We start from the raw sequence: 21929 nt of genomic DNA, 5'->3' as shown, positions 1-21929 counted from the left end.
GTACGACAGCCTCCGGCGCGGCCGAGGGGATCAGGGCTTCGACGCCGTGGCGGCGGAGCCTTCCGGGTGCGGGCCGAACGCGGTCAGGAAGCGGTCCCGGAACGTGTCCATGCGCCATTCCGGCGCGTCGGCGGCGGGCTTCAGCCCGTCCGTCCAGCCCCAGTCGGCGACCCTGTCCAGCACCTTCTGGTCGTGCGCCACGATCGTGACGGGCACGTCGCGGCTGGTGCTGCCCGCGGTGACCGTCGGGACGGGCTGGTGGTCGCCGAGGAAGACCAGCACGGTGTTCTTGTCGCCGTACTTCTGCACGTACTCGGTGAGGCTGTGCAGGGAGTACTCGATGGCCCGCCGGTACTCCGTGCGCACGCTCTCCGGGTTCTTCCAGACCTCCTTGGGGTCCTTGCCCTCCTCCTTGATCTTGTCGTACACCGAGCCGTCGCCGAGGTCGTCCCAGTCGATCATGTGGGCGATGGGCGCCCAGGGGTTGTGGCTGGAGGCGAGGATGATCTCCGCCATCATCGGCCCGCGGTCCTTCTTGCCGTGCTCCAGCCGCTCGAAGGCGCCGAGGCTGAACTGGTCGGGCACGGGGGTCCAGCTGAAGTACGGGCCGTTGTAGCCGAGGTGCTCGGAGTCGTAGATGTGGTCGAGGCCGAAGAACTTGCCCTCGGGCCACGCCCGTCGGACACCCGGCACGATGCCGACGGTGCGCCAGGCGCCGGTCTTGCGGAAGTAGCTGGTGAGGGTGGAGCGGTCGCTGGTGGTCAGACTCCGGTAGCGCTGCTGGTTCTTGATCCACAGGCCGGACAGGAAGGTGGAGTGGGCGAGCCAACTGCCGGCGCCCGTCACGGGGGAGCGCAGCCAGCCGCTGCGCGAGGAGAACCCGGCCGACTTCAGCCGGCTGTTCCCCTGGGTGAGGGCCGTGTCGATCTGCCGGGACATCGCCGGATCGTCGATCGCCGTACGGCCGTAGCTCTCGATGAACGTGAACAGGACGTCCTTGCCGCGGAGTCCGGTCAGCAACTGGTCGGGCGGGGTGTCGGCGAACGCGTCGACCGAGGCCTGCCGTTCGAAGACCTGGCCGTCGCGCAGGCCGGCCTGCACCTGGCGCACCCGGTTCTGGACGATCCTGGCATCGATCTGCGAGGCGACGGGTACGCCGGTGAACTGCACGCCGAGCGTCACGCAGGTGATCCAGGCGGTGCCGAGGACCAGCACCGTGCGGCCGGCGACGGGCCGGTTGCGGACCATGACGTCGGTCAGCCGGGCGACGGCGAGCGTCATGAGGACGAGCAGCGCCACGACGAGCGCGACGACCGCGATCAGCGCGACCACCTCGCCGGTCCGGCCGAACGACTCCCGCACCCAGTCCGCCGCGTTGCCGAACAGGCTCCAGTCCAGCAGCAGGTCGAACGGCCGGACCAGGACGGAGTAGAAACCCATGTCCACGAACTTGAGGACGGTCAGCAGACCGAGCAGGGCGCCCACGACGTACGACATGACCCGCCGGGGCCTCGGCGGCAGCGCCAGCAGCAGCGCCGCCAGGAGCACCCCCTCCGCCGGGATGCGCAGGAAGGCGCCGACACTGAGGCGGTCCAGCCGGTTCGGCACGACGAGGGCGAAGAGCACGAGAACGCCGGCGAGGACGGTCGTCCCGACGGTCACCGCTCGCGCCGCACCCGGGTACGTCACCCGCCAGCCCCGCCATCCGGCCCGCCCGGCGACGGCACCGGCCTCATCCGGAGCGACGGAGGTCTCCGGGGCGTCGGACGGTTCGGGGCTCTCCGTCACCGCGTCCGCTCCGGCGTCCCCACCGTGGTCCGACGGTGATCCGGCCTCCGGGTTCTCGGCGGCCTCGGTGCCCCGACCGGGTGCGGCCTCCTGGTCCGGGGCCGGGGCCGGGTCCGCGCCCGAGCCGGGGGAGCCCGCGGGTTCCGCGTCGGCCGCGGCGTTCCCGGGGGCGTCGGCGTCCGGGACGTCCGCGTCGTGCGGGGGCGTGTCCTTGTCGGAGGGAGCGTGCGGGGCCGCGCCCGCGGACGTCCCGTCCGCCCCGCCGGACTCCGGGCCGGGGCCCGCGTCCTCGTCCGGCTCTGGCTGCTCCGGGAGTCGACTGGAGCGCGTGGTGTGCGACACGCCGATGGTCCTTCCGTACGGGCCCCGTGATGACACGACCGACCACGCCCCGGGGCAGGGCAGGGGTGCCATCATCCGTACGGCTGATCTTCACCCATCGTTCAACCTGCGGCGTCCGTCCCGGGCAAAGAGTTCGCCAGGTCCGCGGGGGGTCCGGTCAGAGGGCGGCGTCGGCGGCGACCGACCGGGCCCAGCGGTAGTCCGCCTTGCCGCTGGGGGAGCGCTGGATGGCGTCGGCGATCACGAGCCGGCGCGGGATCTTGTAGCCCGCGAGGTGCGTGCGGCAGTGGGCCTGGATGTCGTCGAGGGAGGGCAGCGGCGCGCCCGCGCGAAGCTGCACGACCGCCGCCACGTGGTTGCCCCACCGCGCGTCGGGCACGCCGGCGACCAGGGCGTCGTACACGTCCGGATGCGACTTGAGGGCCTGCTCGACCTCTTCGGGGTAGACCTTCTCGCCGCCGGTGTTGATGCACTGGGAGCCGCGGCCGAGGACCGTGACGATGCCCTCCTCGTCCACCGTGGCCATGTCGCCGAGCAGCACCCAGCGTTCCTCGCCCCGCCGGAAGAAGGTCTCGGCCGTCTTCGCGGGGTCGTTGTAGTAGCCGAGCGGCACGTGGCCGCGCTGCGCGACCCGGCCCGGCTCACCCACCGCGACCGGATCGTACGTGGCCGGGTCGACCACCTGCGTACGGGAGTTGACCCGGATCCGGAAACCGCGCTCCGGGCCGGAGTCGGGCGTCGCGGTGCCGTTGAAGCCGGACTCGGAGGACCCGAAGTTGTTCAGCAGCATCACGTTCGGCACGAGGGACTGGAACTGCTCGCGCACGGTGTCCGACATGATCGCGCCGGACGAGGACACGCTGAACAGGGAGGAGCAGTCCGTGCCCTTCAGGGGGCCGCTCAGCGCGTCGATCAGCGGACGCAGCATCGCGTCGCCGACCAGGGACACGCTGGTGACCTTCTCCCGCTCGATCGTGCGCAGGACCTCCTCCGGCGCGAACTTGCGGTGGATCACGACGCGCTGGCCGAAGTTGAAGGCGATGAACGCCGTGAGCGTCGACGTGCCGTGCATCAGCGGGGGAGTGGGGAAGAAGGTGATGCCCGCGCCGCCGGCCGCGACGCGCTCGGCGAGTTCCTCCGGCCGGGCGACCGGCTCGCCGGTCGGTGCGCCTCCGCCGAGGCCGGCGAAGAAGAGGTCCTCCTGGCGCCACATCACCCCCTTCGGCATGCCCGTCGTGCCGCCGGTGTAGATGATGAACTGGTCGTCCGCCGACCGGGCCGGGAAGCCGCGCTCCGGTGATCCGGCCGCCGCCGCGGCGTCGAACTCCACCACGTCCGGGGCGCCCGCCCCGCGCGATCCCTCGGCCGCCTCGGATCCGTCCGGCTCCGCCGCGGTTCCCCGAGCGCCCACCCGGACGAGGTGCCGCAGCCGCGCGGCACGTGGCCGCGCCGCCGCCACCCGCTCGGTGAACTCCGCGTCGAAGACCAGCGCCACCAGATCCGCGTCCTGGTACAGGTAGGCCAGCTCCTCCTCCACGTAGCGGTAGTTGACGTTGACCGGGACCACCCTCGCCTTCAGGCAGGCCAGGACCGTCTGGAGGTACTCGACGCCGTTGTAGAGATGCAGTCCGAGGTGTTCACCCGGGCGGATGCCGCTGTCGATCAGATGGTGGGCGAGACGGTTCGCGGCCGCGTCCAACTCGGCGTACGTCAGGCGTTGTTCCGCGCCGGTACCGGGATGGTCGAGGTACACGAGCGCCTCGCGGTCCGGGACCGTGTCGACGACCGACTCGAACAGGTCGGCAAGGTTGTACTCCACCGTTCCTCCTGACCGTGTACGTCCGTCCGTCATCGGGCGGCCTCCGCCCGACGGTCATCAGAGCAAAGCCCGAACGAACTGGGAAGGGCCACGGCAGAAGAAATCTGACTGTCTGTCAGAAAACCCTTGTACTGGCCGCACGCCTCCTGCAACCTGTTCTCGCATCCGAGACGGGAGGACGGCTATGGGTGGGACGGAACACCTCACCGTGCGGCGCGAAGGCGCCACACTGGTGCTCACGCTCAACAGGCCCGAGGCCAAGAACGCGCTCTCACTGCCGATGCTGGTCGGCCTGTACGACGGCTGGGTCGAGGCCGACGAGGACGACACGGTCCGCTCGATCGTGCTCACCGGCGCCGGCGGCACCTTCTGCGCCGGGATGGACCTCAAGGCACTGGCCGGGAAGGGCATGGAGGGCGAGCAGTACCGGGACCGGCTCAAGGCCGACCCCGACCTCCACTGGAAGGCCATGCTGCGCCACCACCGCCCCCGAAAACCGGTGATCGCCGCCGTCGAGGGGTACTGCGTCGCGGGCGGCACCGAGATCCTCCAGGGCACCGACATCCGGGTGGCAGGCGCCTCCGCGACCTTCGGACTCTTCGAGGTCAGGCGCGGCCTCTTCCCGATCGGCGGCTCGACCGTCCGGCTGCAGCGCCAGATCCCGCGCACCCACGCCCTCGAAATGCTCCTCACCGGGCGCGCGTACTCCGCCCGCGAGGCCGCCGACATCGGCCTCGTCGGCCGGGTCGTGCCCGACGGCACCGCCCTCACCGAGGCCCTCGCCGTCGCCGAGCAGATCAACGCCTGCGGGCCGCTCGCCGTCGAGGCCGTCAAGGCGTCCGTGTACGAGACCGCCGAACTCACCGAGTCCGACGGCCTCGCCGCCGAACTGCGGCGCGGCTGGCCGGTCTTCGACACCGCCGACGCCAAGGAGGGCTCCCGGGCCTTCGCAGAGAAGCGCCCGCCCGTCTACCGGCGCGCCTAGGGGGTGTCGTTCGGATCAGTCCGGGGCCGCGGCGCCTGGCACGGCGCCCCGGTCCGCCTCCCGCGCCGAGCCGCCGCCGACGCGGCGCGTCCGACCTCCGAAGGAGAGATCCGGGATGCCCGAAGTCCTCAAAGCCCCCCTCGTCGTCGAGTTCCCCTTCACCCGCTCGCTCGGACCCGTGCAGAGCGCCTTCCTCACCGGGCTGCGCGAACGCGTCGTCCTCGGCGTACGGACCACCGACGGACGCACCCTCGTCCCGCCCGTCGAGTACGACCCGGTCACCGCCGAGGAGATACACGACCTCGTTGAGGTCGCCCCCACCGGCACGGTCACCACCTGGGCCTGGAACCACGAACCCCGCCGCGGCCAGCCCCTCGACACTCCGTTCGCCTGGGTCCTCGTCCGACTGGACGGTGCCGACACCGCCCTGCTGCACGTCCTCGACGCCCCCGGCCCCGACGCCGTCCGCACCGGGATGCGCGTCCGCGTCCGCTGGGCCACCGAACGCTCCGGCGCCATCACCGACATCGCCTGCTTCGAACCGCACGACGGCGGACCCGGCGAACCCACCGGTCACGACGGCCGGTTCGAGGACCCGGTGACCGGCATCGTCGCGGCCGCCCGGCTCGACTACGTCTACTCCCCGGGCCGCGCCCAGACCGCCTACATCGAGAACCTCTCCGAACGGCGCACGGTCGGCGAACGCTGCCCGTCCTGCCACAAGGTCTACGTCCCGCCCAGGGGCGCCTGCCCCACCTGCGGCCTGGCCACCTCCGAACAGGTCGAGGTCGGCCCGCGCGGCACCGTCACCACGTACTGCATCGTCAACATCAAGGCGAAGAACCTCGACATCGAAGTGCCCTACGTCTACGCGCACATCGCCCTCGACGGGGCCGGACTCGCGCTGCACGGCCGGATCGGCGGCATCCCCTACGACGAGGTGCGGATGGGCCTGAGGGTCGAACCCGTGTGGACGGAGGGCGGCCGCCACCCCGACCACTACCGGCCCACCGGCGAACCGGACGCGGACTACGAGACGTACAAGGAGATGCTGTAGATGCGGACCGCCAGGGACATCGCCGTCGTCGCCTTCGGGCAGACGGACCACCGGCGCACCTCCGACGAGCACTCCGAGGTGGAGATGCTCCTCCCGGTCCTGCACGACGTCCTCGACCGGACGGGCCTGCGGACCGGCGACATCGGCTTCACCTGTTCCGGCTCCAGCGACTACCTCGCCGGCCGCGCCTTCTCCTTCACCATGGCGCTCGACGGGGTGGGCGCCTGGCCGCCGATCTCCGAGTCGCACGTCGAGATGGACGGCGCCTGGGCCCTGTACGAGGCCTGGACGAAACTCCTCACCGGGGACGCCGACACCGCGCTCGTGTACGCCTACGGCAAGTCCTCGCCCGGCTCCGTGCGCGACGTCCTGACCCGGCAGCTCGACCCCTACTACGTGGCCCCGCTGTGGCCCGACTCCGTGGCACTCGCAGCGCTCCAGGCACAGGCGCTCATCGACGCGGGAGAGACCGACGAATCCGCGCTCGCCGGCGTCGCCGCCCGCAGCCGCGCCGACGCGCGCGCCAACTCCCATGCCCAACTGCGGGGACCGGTCCCGCAGGGCGACTACCTCGTCCGGCCGCTGCGCACCGGGGACTGCCCGCCCATCGGCGACGGCGCCGCCGCCGTGATCCTCGCCGCCGGGGAACGCGCCCGTGACCTCTGCGAACGGCCCGCCTGGATCCGGGGCATCGACCACCGCGTCGAGGCGCACTCCCTCGGCGTGCGCGACCTGACCGACTCCCCGTCCACCCGGCTGGCCGCGGAACGTGCCGGAGCCTTCGAACGACCCGTCGACACCGCCGAGTTGCACGCCCCCTTCACCTCCCAGGAAGTGGTCCTGCGCAAGGCGCTGCGGCTCGACGACAGCGTGTGCGTCAACCCGTCCGGGGGGCCGCTCGCCGCCAACCCCGTCATGGCGGCCGGGCTGATCCGCGTCGGCGAGGCCGCCGCGCGCGTCCATCGCGGGGAGTCCGACCGGGCACTCGCCCACGCCACCTCGGGCCCCTGCCTCCAACAGAACCTGGTCGCCGTACTCGAAGGGGACGTCCGATGAGCAAGGAGCCCGTGGCCGTCGTAGGCATCGGCCAGACCAAGCACGTGGCGGCGCGACAGGACGTCTCCATCGCGGGCCTCGTCCGTGAGGCCGCCCGCCGCGCCCTCGACGACGCCGAGTTGACCTGGGCCGACATCGACGCCGTGGTCATCGGGAAGGCGCCCGACTTCTTCGAGGGCGTCATGATGCCCGAGCTGTACCTCGCCGACGCGCTCGGCGCCGTCGGCAAACCGATGCTGCGCGTGCACACCGCCGGATCCGTCGGCGGATCGACCGCCCTCGTCGCCGCCAACCTCGTCGCCGCCCGCGTCCACGGCACCGTCCTCACCCTCGCCTTCGAAAAACAGTCCGAGTCGAACGCCATGTGGGGCCTGTCCCTGCCCGTCCCCTTCCAGCAGCCCCTCCTCGCGGGCGCCGGCGGCTTCTTCGCACCGCACGTGCGCGCCTACATGCGGCGCACCGGCGCCCCCGACACCGTCGGCTCGCTCGTCGCCTACAAGGACCGGCGCAACGCCCTGAAGAACCCGTACGCGCACCTCCACGAGCACGGCATCACCCTGGAGAAGGTCCAGGCTTCGCCCATGCTCTGGGACCCGATCCGCTACTCGGAGACCTGCCCGTCCTCCGACGGCGCGTGCGCCATGATCCTCACCGACCGCGCCGGAGCGGCCCGTTCGCCCCGGCCCCCCGCCTGGATGCACGGCGGTGCGATGCGCAGCGAACCCACCCTGTTCGCGGGCAAGGACTTCGTGTCCCCGCAGGCCGGCAAGGACTGTGCGGCCGACGTGTACCGGCAGGCCGGGATCGCGGACCCGCGCCGGGACATCGACGCCGTCGAGATGTACGTGCCGTTCTCCTGGTACGAGCCCATGTGGCTGGAGAACCTCGGCTTCGCCGCCGAGGGCGAGGGATGGAAACTCACCGAATCGGGGGTGACCGAACTGGAGGGCGACCTCCCCGTCAACATGTCGGGCGGCGTCCTGTCCACCAATCCGATCGGCGCCTCCGGCATGATCCGCTTCGCCGAAGCGGCACTCCAGGTCCGCGGCCAGGCAGGAGCGCACCAGGTCGACGGGGCGCGGCGGGTCCTCGGACACGCCTACGGAGGCGGATCCCAGTTCTTCTCCATGTGGCTGGTCGGCGCCGCGCCGCCCGCATCCTGAAACCGTCCCCCTCACGTGGCCTGTCCGCCACCCGGACCGATCGCTAGGCTGGCCGCGGACGACGAACCGGGAGGAGCACGGACGTGGCCGAAAGCACCATCGAGCAACACCCGCTCGCGGGCTGGGACAAGCCGGAGCTGGACCTCAGCGACGCCGAATGGCAGTCCAGCAGCAGAGGGCGGGGGGATGTCCAGATCGCTTTTGTCGAAGGCTTCATCGCGATGCGCAACAGTGGCCGCCCGCAGAGCCATTCCCTGATCTTCACCCCCGCGGAGTGGGGGGCGTTCGTGTCAGGGGCCCGCGAGGGCGAGTTCGACCTCACCTGAACCGGCGCCGGCCGGCTCCGCCCTCCCTGTCCCCGGGCCCGTCCGGGGACGGTCGGAGGCCGTCCTCGCCACGCCCGGACGCGGCCGTGCGCGACGCCGGGCCGCCACTCGCGCGCGAGTCCGAAAAGGTTCCCTGAGCAGGAGCGCTCGAACAGGCTGCCTCACCGATGATCCCGGCGTACGGTGAGGTGCCTGGAGGTCACGGTACGCATCCGCATCCCATCGCGGGCGCGACCGTGACAGGGGGTGATCATGGGGCAGCGCAGCCTGCGTGGCCGTCGTACGCTCTTCGAGCGCGAGAACGAACTGTCCGCTGTGGACGAGGCGTTGAGTGACCTCGCCGGGCCGCGCGCGAACACCGGCGAACCACCCGGCCGTTCCCGCGGAGCACTGCTGTCCTTCGCGGGCCACGCCGGTATCGGCAAGACGACCCTCCTCACCGAAGTGCGTCGCCGCTCCGCGGCCAAGGGCTGCACCGTCCTGAGCGCGCGCGGCGGCGAGCAGGAGCAGCGCGTCGCCTTCCACGTCGCACGCCAGCTCCTCCAGCCGGAGTTCGCCGGCCTCTCCGAGACCGAACTCCGCGCGGCACTGGGCAGTTGGTACGCCATCGTCGGCCCCGCCCTCGGCCTCTGCGCGCCCTCCGAAGGCGCCCCGCCCGACCAGCAGGGACTGCGCGCCGGCCTCGACTGGGTCCTCACCCACCTCGCCGTGCAGCGCGCCCCGATGGTGCTCGTCCTGGACGACGCGCACTGGGCCGACGTCGAATCCCTCAGCTGGCTCGCCGCGTTCGCACCCCGCGCCGAACAACTCCCGCTGCTCGTGGTCGTCGCCTACCGGCCCGACGAACTGCCCGAACACGCCGAGGCGTTCAGGAGCCTGCCCGGCCGGGCAGGCCAACGCCCCATCGGCCTCGAACCGCTCAGCGCGGCCGCCGTCGCCCGGCTCGTCCGCGAGGACCTCGGCACCCAGGCCGACGACGCGTTCTGCCGCGAATGCTGGGCGGTCACCGCCGGCAACCCCTTCGAGGCCGTCGAGCTGACCGCAAAGGTCCGCGACCGGGGACTGACCCCGACCGAGGACGGGGCGCACCTGCTGCGTGACCTCGCGGCCGCCGTCAAGGGCAGCGGCCTCGTCGCCCGCCTCGAACGCCTCGGCCCCGCGACCGTCCGCTTCGCCTGGGCCTGCGCCGTACTCGGCACGGAGATCCGCCCGCCCCTCGCCGCCGCCGTCGCCGGACTCGGTCCCGAGGAGGCCGCCGACGCCGCGGACGCCCTGCGCACCGCCCGCATCCTCACCGGCGCCGACCCCCTGGAGTTCGTCCACCCGCTCATCGCCACCGCCGTCTACCGGGACATCCCCGGCGCCGTGCGCGTCGCCCTGCACGGCCAGGCCGCCTGGTGCGTGATCGACGAAGGACTCGGCCCGGCCGCCGCCGCCCGCCACCTCATGGAGACCCACCCCGACGGCGACACCTGGATCGTCCAGCAGCTGCGCGCCGCGGCCCGCGAGACCCAGCGCGCCGGAGCCCCCGACGCCGCCCGCCGCTGCCTCGCCCGCGCCCTGCGCGAACCCCCGCCCCCCGCCGAGCGCGCCGCCGTCCTGTACGAACTGGGCTGCGCCTCCCTGCTCACCGAGCCGGCGACCACGGTCAACCACCTGCGCGCGGCCCTCGAAGAACCCATCGCCGACCCCGAACTGCGCCACAACATCGTCTACCGCCTCTCCCAGGTCCTCGCGCACAGCGACCGGCTCGCCGAGGCCTCCGAGACCCTCGACCGCGAGATCCACGTCACCGGCGACGCCCGTGTACGGCTGCGCATGCAGTCCGAGCAGTTCATGTGGGACGCCTTCCGCGCCGACGAACCCGACTCGCCCGCCCGCTCCCGCCGGCTGGCCCGCCTCGCCGACCGGCTCACCGGCCGTGACCTCACCGAGCGCTACGTCATCGGGCTGCGCGCCTGGGACGCCACCCTGCGCGGCGAACCCGCCCCCGTCGCCCTCCACCACGCCGAACGGGCCCTCGCCGGCGGCCTCGGCTGGGCCGAGGCCGACCGCGGCTTCGAGGTCCCGGTGCTGGTCGCGATGACCTTCATGTACGCCGACCGGCCGAGCCGCACGGAGGAACTCTTCGCCACCGGCATCGCCGACTTCGAGACCCAGGGCTGGCACGGCGCCCACCTCTCCTTCGGCTACACGATCCTCGGATACGTCCGCTTCCGGCGCGGCCGCCTCGCCGAGGCGGAGGACTTCGTCCGCACCGGCCTCCGGCTCGCCGAACGCGTCGGGCCCGGCACCCCCGTCCACTGGTACGCGGTCGGCACCCTCGTCCAGGTCCTGCTGGCCCGCGGCCGGGTCGACGCGGCCACCCGTGCCGGAGAGCACTACGCGCTGCGCGCTCCCTTCCCCGCCGCCGTCACCTTCCCGGACGCCCAGACCGTGTACGGCGAACTCCTCCTCGCCCGCGGCCTCACCAAGGAGGCGGCCGTCGAGCTCGCCTCCGCGGGCCGCCGGCTCGACGAGCGGGGCATGCGCAACCCCTCCTGGTGTCCCTGGCAGCTCCACCTCGCGCGCGCCGAGAGCCGCGACGCCCCCGAGCGTGCCGTCGTCACGGCACTCGACGCGGTGCACCGGGCCCGCCAGTACGGCACCCCCTCCGCGATCGGCCAGGCCCTGCGCGCCGCCGCGGAGGTCTCCCCGGTCGCGGACCGCGTCAGCCTCCTCGAAGAGTCGGTCGACCACCTGGAGCGCTCCCCGGCCGGGTATGAACTGGCCTGTGCCCTGGTCGCCCTCGGCACCGAACTGCGTCGCGCGGGACGGCCCAAGGAAGCCGCCGAGCACCTCTACCGCGGACTCGACGCGGCCGTCCAGTGCGGCGCCGACGGGCTGGTCGACGAGGCCCGTGAGGAGTTGGCGAACGCCGGACTGCGATCCCGCCGCCTGCACAGCACCGAGACGGACACCCTCACCGCCCGCGAGCGCGCCGCCGCCGCGCTGACCGCGCGGGACCGGACCCCGGCCCAGGTCGCGAAGGAACTGCGCATCGACGAGCAGTCCGTCGTCCGGCTCCTGTCGGCGGTCTACCGCAAGGTCGGCACGGACCGCACGGGGCTCGCCGCCGCCCTCCGGGAGCAGGCCACGTCCTGACGCCCGCGGCGGTCGGGGGACCGGCCGTGACCTGAGGCGACGGCGTCCGGAAAGGGGTCCCGCGCGGCGCCGTCCGGCGGTGCGGGAAACAGCGGCACGCCCGACGCCGGCAGGCCTTCCTGCCGGGCCCGGGCGGGCGGCGCCCACAGGACCCGGCGCGCCCCCTGTGCACGTACCATTGCGGCATGTCCTTCCTCCGCCGCCGCAGCGCCACGCCCGCCGGGCCCGACTTCGACGTTCTGGCCATGGACCCGGGCGACTGGCCGGGCAACCTCGGCGCGGGCCTGCTGCCCGCTCCCGACGGCAGCTGCCAGGGCGTCTTCCTGCGTTACGACCTGTTCGGCGGCCGCGGCCCCGCGATGATCATCGGCAACCTGCCGGAGGGCTCCCCGGCCCGCGACGTCGCCGAGGGCGAGGTCCCCTTCGAGGTGGCCCAGCTGCTGATCGCGCTGGAGAACGACGAGGAGGTCACCGTCACCGGCACCGAGGACATGCCGGTGATGCAGGGCGACAACCTGCTCATCGTGCGCCGGCTGAAGCTCTCCGAGACCCGTATCTCCTGCGTCCAGTTCGACCGCAGCGACAACGTACTGGTGACCATCGCCGCCTGGGACCGCCCGATCACCGACGACCTGTACGCGCTGCTCAAGCCGCTGCCCGCGGAACTCTTCCAGCAGAGCTGAGACCGAACAGCCCTTCCGGCGTCACAGCTTGAGGGTGAACCACGTCGTCTTGCCCGCCTCCGTCGGCCGTACGCCCCAGTCGTCGGCGAGCGCGCGCACCAGGATCAGTCCCCGTCCCGACTCCTCGTCCTCCGTGGCCGCCCGGGGCCGCGGAAGATGCGTGCTGTGGTCGCTGATCTCCACGGTCAGCTCCGTGGTGGTGCGGCACAGGTGCAGGCGGATGGGTCCCTGCGCGTGCTGGACGGCGTTGGTGAGGATCTCCGACAGCAGCAGCCGTGCGTCGTCCGCGGTGGGCACGCAGTCCCACGAGGTCAGTGCCTTGCTGAGGAAGGCGCGGCCCTCCGGTACGGACTCGGGCACGGCCGCCAGGTCGATGCCGACCGTGGCCAGGGGCGCGTCGGGCAGCCGTGTGAGGAGCAGGGTCACGTCGTCGTTGTGCCCCTCGGCGTCCGGCAGCAGTGCCGCCAGCACATGGTCGGCGGCGCTCTCCAGATCGGGTGCGCTGGCGAAGAGGTCCGACAGTGTGGCCGTCAGCTGGGTGAGCTGGTCCTCGATGTCGGTGCCAGGTGTCTCGATGAGACCGTCGGTGTAGAGGACGAGCGTGGCACCCGGCGGTATCACCGCGGTGGCCTGCTCGTAGAGGACGTCGCCGACGCCGAGGGGCGCGTTCACCGGGGCGTGGAGCTGGCGGGCGCCGCTGCCCGGCAGTGCCACCAGGGTCGGCAGATGGCCCGCCGAGCAGACCGTCACCTCTCCGGCGTCGGCGGAGATCACCACGTAGCAGCAGGTCACGAGCTGGTCGGGCACGTCCAGGTCGCCGACGACCGTCTCCAGGGCCTGCATCAGCTGCCGCGGCTGCATCCCCGTCTTGGCGAGCGCGTGCGCCGCCGACCGCAGCTGGCCCATCACCGCGGCGGCCTCCAGGCCGCGGCCCATCACGTCGCCGATCAGGACACCGACCCGGCCCGCGCCCAGCGGGATCAGGTCGAACCAGTCGCCGCCCACGCCCGCTCCCTGCGTGGCGGGCCGGTAGCGGCTCGCGGTGGTCAGACCCGGGATCGCGGGCGGCGTGCCCATGAGACTGCGCTGGAGCGTCAGCGCGATGTGCCGCTGCTGTTCGTAGAGGAACGTCAGCTCCTCCTCCGCCTTCTTGCGGTCGCTGATGTCCCGGACGATGGCGCACGCGCCGACGACCGAGCCGTCCGGGGCGCGCGTCGGCCACAGCGTGATGTCGACGTCCAGCAGATCGCCCGAGCGGGTCAGGCGCAGCGTCTCGAAGTGCTCGACCTTCTCACCGCGGCGCAGCCGGTCCAGCAGCGCGTCGATCTCGTCCCGCCGCTCCGTGGTGGCCAGCAGCGACACATGGCGGCCCATCATCTCGGCCCGCGTGTAGCCGTACAGCCGCTGGGCCGCCGCGTTCCAGTAGGTGATCTCGCCGTCGAGGGTCTTGGCGAGGATCGCGTCCTGCGAGGACTCCACCAGACCGGCCAGTTCGTTGATCCGGGCCTCGGCGCGCTTGCGGTCGCTGACGTCGCGGACGGCGGCGGAGACGAGGAGTCCGTCGGTGGTCTCCAGGGGGCTGAGGCTGATCTCGACGGGGAATTCGGTGCCGTTCTTGCGGAGGCCGTGGAGTTCGAGTTCGGCGCCCATGGGGCGGACTTGTCGGTTGGCGGCGTATCCGTCGCGGTGCAGGGTGTGGTGGGTGCGGAAGCGGCCGGGGACGAGGAGTTCGACGGGGTGGCCGAGGAGTTCTTCGCGTCGGTAGCCGAAGAGGGCTTCGGTCTGGGCGTTGACGAGGCGGATGGTGCCGGTGTCGTCGACGATGACCATCGCGTCCGGTGCCGCCTCCAGCAGCCCGCGGAACCTCTCCTCCGCCGCCTTGCGGTCGCTGACGTCGCGGACGGCGGCGGAGACGAGGAGTCCGTCGGTGGTCTCCAGGGGGCTGAGGCTGATCTCGACGGGGAATTCGGTGCCGTTCTTGCGGAGGCCGTGGAGTTCGAGTTCGGCGCCCATGGGGCGGACTTGTCGGTTGGCGGCGTATCCGTCGCGGTGCAGGGTGTGGTGGGCGCGGAAGCGGCCGGGGACGAGGAGTTCGACGGGGTGGCCGAGGAGTTCCTCGCGTCGGTAGCCGAAGAGGGCTTCGGTCTGGGCGTTGACGAGGCGGATGGTGCCGGTGTCGTCGACGATGACCATCGCGTCCGGGGCCGCCTCCAGCAGCCCCCGAAACCTTTCCTCCGCCCCTGCCGGGGCGGTGTCGGGCGGATCACCACCGCACTGGCACCGCCCCGGAACCGCCGTGCCGGCGGGACGCGTTGAAGTCCCTTTGACGAATTCGCCCATGTCCGCCCCAGATGTGCCGCTTGACGTGATTCGGCCCATCCCAGCGCAAACGAACCACCGATGCGGCGACATGTCGTTTACTGGCCCGAGCCCGGCCGAACCTGACCTCGCGGGCACATTCCCTGGTCGGTTGCCCCGGTCATCACCGTCGGGGCGAACACCGGGGCCGGGCCCGCACCTGCGGACCCGGCCCCGGAACGGGCGGAAACTGCTGGGGAACGGCTACGGAATCAGGTCGACGTCCGCGGCCCGCACGAACTCCACCCGGTGTCCGTACTGGATCTCGTAGTACATGTCCTTGCCGATCACGACCTTGTGTCCGGTGGTGTCGAAGGTGGGGGAGAAGAAGTACTCGCCCGGCACCTTGTCACCGGCCGCGTAACGCTGGCCCGCGAGGATCTTGTAGGGCAACGGGGAGACCGCCTGGACGGGAACTCCCGCCGGGTAGGCCGCCGCCTCCGGGTACGCCCTCCCGTACACCGGTACCTCCGTGAGACCCGCCTTGGGCGTCACGACCGGGCCCGACGCCGTCACCGCGGTCGGCTGCCTATTCGGGTTCTTGAACCAGGCCTTCTGGCCCAGGTACCAGATCGCCGTCCAGTCCCCTGCACGCTCGGCCACCGCGTAGCGCTGTCCGGTGGAGACGCGCGAGGCCAGGTCGTTCACGTCGATCGTCGAGGCGGCACCGCTCGGGTACAGGCCGACGTCCTTGACGAGCGGCGAGGTCTCGTCCGGCTGGGAGTAGAGCCGCACCTCGCTGGAGCCGTGCGTGGCGCAGGGCACGTCCTTCGTGACGCAGCCGGTGTACACCGGCTGGTTCTTCGCGAAGTCGGGGAGCACCGTCACCAGCGCGCCGCTCTTCGCGAGCGTGCGGTGGAAGGGGTGCCCGAGCAGCGTGAAGTAGTGCTGCCAGTCCCAGTACGGGCCGGGGTCCGTGTGCATGCCCGGGATCGTCGACGTGGTCGGTCCCGGCACGTTGTCGTGGCCGAGGATGTGCTGCCGGTCCAGCGGGATCGCGTACTTCGCGGAGAGGTAGCGCACCAGGCGTGCCGAGGCGCGGTACATCTCCTCGGTGTACCAGGCGTCCGGCGAGGTGAGGAAGCCCTCGTGCTCCAGGCCGATCGACTTCGCGTTGACGTACCAGTTGCCCGCGTGCCAGGCCACGTCCTTGGCCTTCACATGCTGGGCGATGTGACCGTCGGTCGAGCGCAGCGTGTAGTTCCACGAGACATAGGTCGGGTCCTGGACGAGGTTCAGCACACCGTCCCAGGTCCCCTCCGTGTCGTGGATGACGATGTACTTGATGCTCTGGGACGCCGGCCGGTCGCCCAGGTCGTGGTTGCCGTAGTCGCCGTCCCCGAACTCCTCGTACGGAGCCGGGATCCACTCGCAGGACACGGTCCGCGGGCACTCGGTGCCGTCGGCGGAGGCCGTCCGCAGCCCGGCGCCGCGGAGCTGCGCCGTCTCGGGGCTCAGCTTCGGCTGCGCCGCGAGCGCCACCCGCTGGCCGGAGTCCGTCGTGCGCGCCTCACCGGTCCGCAGCACCGCGTACACGTCGTCGGCGTACGTCGCCGCCGTGGAGCTGTCGTCCGCCCCCGAGAAGCGCGCGACCGCCGCGTACCAGTCGGCCGGGTCCGCGCTCAGCGGGCGGCCCAGGTTCCGCTGTGCGGCGGCGAGCAGGGCCGCACCGCCCTCGACGTTCGCCGCCGCGTCCGTGCGCAGCCGCTCCGCGGGCAGCCCGGTGAGACCGGCCGCCTTCGTCAACGTCTTGAGCCGGGCCGGGAGTTCGGCGTCCGTAGGGACCTTCGTGTCCGGCAGCAGCGCCGGCCGCGAGCTGTCGCCGCGGGCGTCCTCCGTGCCGTCGCTGTGATGCGGGGAACCGGCGATCGCGGTCCGGGCGTCGGTCAGGTGCATGGGGCCGTAGCCGCCGCTGACGCTCGGGGCGCCGGCGTGCGTGTCCCAGCGCGACTGCAGATAGGACACGGCGAGCAGCACGCTCTGCGGTACGTGGTACTCGGTGGCCGCGGTGACGAAGGCCCGCTGCAGCCCTGCGGCCTCGGGCACCTCGGCGGCGGAACTCGCGGGAGCGGCGCCCAGCAACGGCAGCAGCAGCGCCGCCGAGGCGACGGTCCCCGCTGCCCTTCGGACGCGTCTGTGTCCGGTGGTGCCGTTGGGGTCGGTGGCGGACCGGTGCAATGCAGCCTCCTGGGACGGTCGAGCGCGGTGGGGCGTGCGGGCCGAACGCGTCAGTGCTACCGGCTTCCGGACGATCCGTCAATCATGCCCAGGGCGAGGCGATTTCCCTTGTCAGCGACGAGCGAGGAGGTTTCCGCGGCGGTGGTCCTCCCGCCTGCGCGGCATCAGTGGCGTGGACCAATGACCCGAACGGCGGCAGGCCGGAACACGTGGAAGGGCCCGCGGTGCGCCACCTTGCGGTGCGCTCCGCGGGCCCTCGTCCCGGTCAGCGAGTGCCGACCGCCGCGCGAACGGCGCGACGGGCCATCTGGCAGTCGTCGTGCAGCCGCCTGAGCAGCAGCCGCTGTTCCTCGCCGGACGGCGCGGCAGCCGGCGGAGCCTGGCCCGGTGCCGCCGGGGCCGGGTCGTGCAGGGAACGCTGCACGGCCGTCTCGTAGGTACGGATCTCGCGGGTCAGGACGAGCATCAGGTTCACCAGGAAGGCGTCCCGTGCCGCCGGGCCCGCCGACTGGGCGAGCTGGCTGATCTGACGGCGCGCCACCGGGGCGTCACCGAGGACGGCCCACAGGGTCGCCAGGTCGTACCCCGGCAGATACCAGCCCGCGTGCTCCCAGTCCACCAGCACTGGACCGGCCGGTGAGAGCAGGATGTTCGACAGGAGGGCGTCGCCGTGGCAGAACTGTCCCATGCCCTGGCGCCCCGAGGAGGCGGCGATGCCGTGCACGAGCTTCTGGAGATCGCCCATGTCGCGGTCCGTGAGCAGACCCAGTTCGTGGAAGCGGGAGATCCGTTCCGCGTAGTCCAGCGGGGCGTTGAACGTACCGGCCGGCGGCCGCCAGCTGTTCAGCCGGCAGATGGCGCTCAGCGCCGCCCGGATGTCCGCGCGGGGCGGGGCCTCGGCCGGGTGCCGCTGGAGCGCTGCCACCCGGCCGGGCATCCGCTCGATCACCAGGGTGCAGTTCTCCGGGTCCGCAGCGATCAGCCGGGGCACCCGCACGGGCGGGCGGTGCCGGACGAACGAGCGGTATGCAGCTATTTCGTGCCGGATCCGCTCGGCCCAGACGGGGGAGTGGTCCAGTAAACACTTGGCGACGGCCGTGCTGCGTCCCGTCGTACCGACGAGGAGCACGGAGCGTCCGCTGCGCCTGAGCACCTGGACCGGAGCGAACTCCGGACAGATCCGGTGCACCGACGCGATCGCCGTGCGCAACTGGGCGCCCTGAGGGCCGGACAAGTCGAGTCTCCCGCTGAGCGGTTGGGTGCCGAGCCCCGGCACGCGCCGCGCCCGGCCGGCCCCGAGAACGGGAGCCGCCTGGCGCGCGGGGTCGAGGTAAGGGCCGCTGCCCACCGGGCGGGAGTGCAACGACCGGGGCGGAGCGGACACGGAGGACGATGCTGTGTACATGGGCGAAACAGATCCCTTCGTGTGCCTGCGAGTTGCCGCGCTACCCGCCCGGTCGCCCCGGGGGTTCATCCTGGGGAATGGCCCCGCGGTTTCCGGGTCGGGGTGGCGCATTCCTACCTGACACCCGGCGTCCACTGGCACACCATCTGGCGCACCCTGGCGAACCCTGGCGAATAGTCGCTCAGCAACTGACAGGCGGTTACTGTCGAAATCAGCCGAGAACCTGGGGGCTTGACGTGAACGGACAACCCAACACCCGCCTCGCGGACCTGTTCGGCCTGACCGGCTGGTCCAAGGGCGAACTCGCGAGAATGGTCAACCGGCAGGCGGCGGCCATGGGCCACCTCCAGCTGGCGACCGACACCTCGCGGGTGCGGCGGTGGATCGACATGGGAGAGATCCCGCGCGATCCGGTGCCGCGGGTGCTGGCGGCTCTGTTCACCGAGCGTCTCGGCCGTGTCGTGACCATCGAGGACCTCGGTCTGGTCAGGCACGGGCGCGCGGGGAAACGGCAGAGCGGCGGGAGTGTGGAACATCCCGACGGAGTGCCGTGGGCGCCCGAGCGAACCGCCGCGGTCCTCACCGAATTCACGGGAATGGACCTCATGCTCAACCGACGCGGCTTGGTGGGCGCGGGTGCCGCGCTCGCCGCGGGATCCGCACTCAGCTCTGCCATGCACGACTGGCTCCGCACCGATCCGGCCCTCACCGCCGACGCTCCGCAGTTCGACGATCCGCTGCACGCCGACCCCGCTGGGTTCGACCGCTACGAGGCCGCCCCCATCGGGTCGCAGGAGATCGAGGAACTGGAGCGCTCCGTCGAGGTGTTCCGGGCCTGGGACGCGTCCCGCGGTGGCGGGCTGCAACGCAAGGCCGTGGTGGGCCAGCTCAACGAAGTGGGAGGCATGCTCTCCTACCATCACCCCGACCATCTCCAGCGGCGCCTGTGGGGCGTCGCCGCCAACCTCGCCGTCCTCGCGGGCTGGATGTCGCACGACGTCGGCCTGGAACCCACGGCCCAGAAGTACTTCATCATCGCCGCGCACGCGGCGCGGGAGGGCGGCGACCGGCCCCGGGCCGGCGAGGCGCTCTCCCGGGCGGCCCGCCAGATGGTGCACCTGGGCCGGCCGGACGACGCGCTCGACCTGATGAAGCTCGCCAAGTCCGGTTCCGGCGACGAGGTACTGCCTCGTACCCGGGCCATGCTCCACACCATCGAGGCCTGGGCGCAGGCCTCGATGGGCAAGGGCCAGGCGATGCGGCGCACCCTCGGCGTGGCGGAGGACCTGTTCGTCTCCGACCGCGGTGACGTGCCTCCGCCGAGCTGGATGCAGCTGTTCGACGAGGCCGACATGCACGGCATGCAGGCGCTCGCCTACCGCACCCTCGCCGAACACGAGCCGGCCGCGGCGGCGACGGCGCAGCGGCACGCCAAGGAGGCGCTGAAGCTGCGGGAGTCGGGGCGGGACCGGTCGAAGATCTTCGACCACCTCTCCCTCGCGTCGGCCTGCTTCATCGCCGACGATCCCGAACAGGCCGACCGGTACGCGCGACTGGCCCTGACGTCGATGGGGTCCAACTCCTCGCACCGCACCTGGGACCGGTTGCGCGAGATGTACCGGCTCACCGGGCAGTACTCCAGCTATCCGAAGATCAGTGACCTGCGTGAGGAGATCAAGCTCGCGCTGCCCAAGATGGCGGCGAAGCCCCGGGGCGGCAACAGCGCACGGGCCTGAGAAGAGAGAGGTCCGGCCGGGGAACTCCGGTCGTGCCGGTCGCCTCCGTGACGGGGAGTCGACGAGCAGGCAACCCGGGACACTCGGGACAGGGAACTGACGGGTCAGGAATCGGCCGGTCAGGAACCGACTTCGACGACGAGTACGCAGGCGTCGTCCGTGCGCCCGGTCTCGCCGAACTCCTCGATGACCAGCCGTACACCGTCCTGGGCAGTGCGGGCCCCGTCGAAGCGCGGTGCCATGCCGAGCAGGCGTCGGGCGGCCTCCGACCCGGCCTCGTTCCCTCTTCCGTCGGGCGGGGAGGACTCCGGTCGCCGCGGGACCAGTCCGTCGGTGTGCAGGACCAGTACGTCGCCTTCCTGGAGGGTCTCCTCGGCCTGCCCGTAGGCGGTACCGGGGGCCGTGCCCAGCAGGACGCCGTCCGGCGGGGTCAGCGCGCGCCCCGTCCCGTCGCGGAACAGCAGCGGGGCGGGGTGTCCCGCCTGCGCCCAGGTGAGGGTGCGGGTCTCGGGCCGGTAGCGACAGCAGAGGGCGCTGCCGAGGGCCGGCTGGACGGTGGTGTCGAGCAAGTGGTCGAGCCAGGAGAGGAGTTGCCCGGGCTGGGTGCCCGCCACGGCCATGCCGCGCAGGGCCCCGAGCAGCATGGCCATGCCGGAGGTCGCGGCCACGCCGCGGCCGGAGAGGTCGCCGACGCTCAACAGCGTGTCGCCGCCCGGCAGTTCGAGCGCGTCGTACCAGTCGCCGCCGATCAGGGCCGCGGGCGAGGCAGGGAAGTAGTGGGCGGCGAGGTCGAGTGCCCGGGGGCCCTGGCGCGGGAACCGCAGTGAGCCGCGCCAGGGGGGCAGTACGGCCTCCTGCAGCTCGACCGCGAGCCGGTGCTCGGTCCGGGCGGCCTGCTGTTCCCGCTCCAGCGAGTCCCGGGTCTCGGTCACGGTCCGCTGGCTGCGGCGCAGTTCGCTGACGTCACGCAGCACGGCCCACATCGCGGCGGTGCTGCCGTCCGCGCCCAGCACGGGCTCACCCATCATGTGCACCGTGCGGACGCCGCCGTCGGGCCGGACGACGCGGAACTCCCCGTCGATGGGTTTGGCGTCGATGAGACAGTCCGTGACCATCGTCGTCAGCATCGGGCGGTCCTCGTCGAAGACCAGGGACGGCAGTTCGTCGAGGGTGAGCGGGGGAGCGGAGTCGTCACGTCCCAGGATCTGGTAGAGCTCTCCGGACCAACTCGCCTCGTCCGTGAGGAGGTTCCACTCGGCGCTGCCGACCCGGCTCAGCAGAGAGCCGCGCCGGGGAGGTGCCGGAGCGGCCGGTGGCGTGGGGACGGCGACGGCGGGAGGTCGGGCGGGCGCGGCCGGTGGTCCTTCCCGGAGCTGCGCCAAGTGTTCGTCCAGGTCGTTCAGTTGATGCAGGGCCAAGGTGCACAGCGCGCGCTGCCAGCGTCCCTGTACGTCCTCGCCGTCGGCGGGCGCCTCACGCCGGACGGCGTCCACCTCGCCGCGCAGGCGGCGCGTCTGCGAGATGAGCGCGTCGACCGAGCCGTGCTGTGGCGGCTGGGCGGCGGGGTGGTCCGCAGAGAGATGGGGAGGCATGACGTACTCCGATGCGGGAACGGTACGACCTGGGCTGACGGAAGGACCGTTACGACTGTCGCACAGCCCGCGACGCGCTGTAAGGGATTTGGCAACACCCGATACGGCGTTGCTTCTGGTATATGCCGCAGTCCTCCCGGAGTGGGCGACCGGTCCTGATGCGGTAGCCGCTCGGCACGTCAAGTCGTAGACAGAGTACGTGACTTGAACCCAGGGCGGTGGAACCGGACCGGCTTCTCATTCGCCTGTTCGAGGGTCGCTTGTGCGAGCCTCGCGTGTCAGGCGTTCGGCTGTCGC

Annotated in this window: 13 protein-coding genes and 1 pseudogene; 8 read left to right on the top strand and 6 right to left on the bottom strand. The window is 72.1% G+C overall.

The genetic code is table 11. From position 1 onward, the window contains the following. Positions 1 to 30 precede the first annotated feature (30 nt). Both ABZT74_RS22060 and ABZT74_RS22055 read right to left on the bottom strand, forming a co-directional pair. Positions 31 to 2130, bottom strand: coding sequence for a sulfatase (locus ABZT74_RS22060; RefSeq protein ID WP_356437383.1), 2100 nt, complete (start codon positions 2128 to 2130; stop codon positions 31 to 33). Between the two features lie 157 nt (positions 2131 to 2287). After that, positions 2288 to 3949 carry an acyl-CoA synthetase gene (locus tag ABZT74_RS22055; RefSeq protein WP_356437381.1) on the bottom strand — a complete coding sequence of 554 codons (1662 nt, stop codon included), beginning with the start codon at positions 3947 to 3949 and terminating at the stop codon, positions 2288 to 2290. 184 nt (positions 3950 to 4133) lie between these two features. On the opposite strand from ABZT74_RS22055, the gene ABZT74_RS22050 reads away from it, so the two are divergent. The 7 genes from ABZT74_RS22050 (at position 4134) to ABZT74_RS22020 (ending at position 12363) form a co-directional block, all read left to right on the top strand. After that, on the top strand, positions 4134 to 4934 hold the full coding sequence (locus tag ABZT74_RS22050) for a crotonase/enoyl-CoA hydratase family protein (RefSeq protein WP_356437379.1): 801 nt from the start codon (positions 4134 to 4136) through the stop codon (positions 4932 to 4934). Positions 4935 to 5049: 115 nt separating this feature from the next. Next, positions 5050 to 5991, top strand: coding sequence for an OB-fold domain-containing protein (locus tag ABZT74_RS22045; protein ID WP_356174797.1), 942 nt, complete (start codon positions 5050 to 5052; stop codon positions 5989 to 5991). Continuing rightward, positions 5992 to 7047, top strand: coding sequence for a thiolase domain-containing protein (locus ABZT74_RS22040; RefSeq protein WP_356437377.1), 1056 nt, complete (start codon positions 5992 to 5994; stop codon positions 7045 to 7047). It abuts the gene before it with no gap. Beyond that, complete coding sequence (locus ABZT74_RS22035; RefSeq protein WP_356437375.1) at positions 7044 to 8210, top strand: thiolase domain-containing protein; 1167 nt, start codon at positions 7044 to 7046, stop codon at positions 8208 to 8210. The genes ABZT74_RS22040 and ABZT74_RS22035 overlap by 4 nt, the downstream gene beginning before the upstream one ends. Positions 8211 to 8293: 83 nt before the next feature. Then, positions 8294 to 8536: a DUF397 domain-containing protein gene (locus ABZT74_RS22030; RefSeq protein WP_355872650.1), complete on the top strand. Its 243-nt coding sequence runs from the start codon at positions 8294 to 8296 to the stop codon at positions 8534 to 8536. 252 nt (positions 8537 to 8788) lie between these two features. Next, positions 8789 to 11680, top strand: coding sequence for an AAA family ATPase (locus ABZT74_RS22025; protein ID WP_356437373.1), 2892 nt, complete (start codon positions 8789 to 8791; stop codon positions 11678 to 11680). Positions 11681 to 11865: 185 nt separating this feature from the next. Beyond that, positions 11866 to 12363 carry a hypothetical protein gene (locus tag ABZT74_RS22020; protein ID WP_355872644.1) on the top strand — a complete coding sequence of 166 codons (498 nt, stop codon included), beginning with the start codon at positions 11866 to 11868 and terminating at the stop codon, positions 12361 to 12363. A 21-nt stretch (positions 12364 to 12384) separates the two neighbouring features. On the opposite strand, the pseudogene ABZT74_RS22015 reads toward ABZT74_RS22020, so the two are convergent. The 3 genes and pseudogenes from ABZT74_RS22015 to ABZT74_RS22005 form a co-directional block, all read right to left on the bottom strand. Continuing rightward, a pseudogene (locus tag ABZT74_RS22015) lies at positions 12385 to 14613 on the bottom strand (PAS domain S-box protein); the annotation flags it as partial. 312 nt (positions 14614 to 14925) lie between these two features. After that, positions 14926 to 16899, bottom strand: a complete 1974-nt coding sequence (locus ABZT74_RS22010; protein WP_356437371.1) for a peptidoglycan recognition family protein — start codon at positions 16897 to 16899, stop codon at positions 14926 to 14928. 265 nt (positions 16900 to 17164) lie between these two features. Further along, complete coding sequence (locus ABZT74_RS22005) at positions 17165 to 18304, bottom strand: aminoglycoside phosphotransferase family protein (RefSeq protein WP_356174778.1); 1140 nt, start codon at positions 18302 to 18304, stop codon at positions 17165 to 17167. Between the two features lie 236 nt (positions 18305 to 18540). On the opposite strand from ABZT74_RS22005, the gene ABZT74_RS22000 reads away from it, so the two are divergent. After that, on the top strand, positions 18541 to 20040 hold the full coding sequence (locus ABZT74_RS22000) for a hypothetical protein (RefSeq protein ID WP_355872635.1): 1500 nt from the start codon (positions 18541 to 18543) through the stop codon (positions 20038 to 20040). 119 nt (positions 20041 to 20159) lie between these two features. Here the strand turns inward: ABZT74_RS22000 and ABZT74_RS21995 are convergent, their stop codons facing one another. Continuing rightward, positions 20160 to 21632, bottom strand: a complete 1473-nt coding sequence (locus tag ABZT74_RS21995) for a SpoIIE family protein phosphatase (protein WP_356437369.1) — start codon at positions 21630 to 21632, stop codon at positions 20160 to 20162. Positions 21633 to 21929 lie beyond the last annotated feature (297 nt).

Origin of the sequence: Streptomyces sp. NPDC005302 (genome assembly GCF_040607345.1) — a bacterium.
GTDB lineage: Bacteria > Actinomycetota > Actinomycetes > Streptomycetales > Streptomycetaceae > Streptomyces.
The sequence above is the reverse complement of the archived record's forward strand: the minus strand, read 5'-3'. Positions and strand labels throughout refer to the sequence as shown.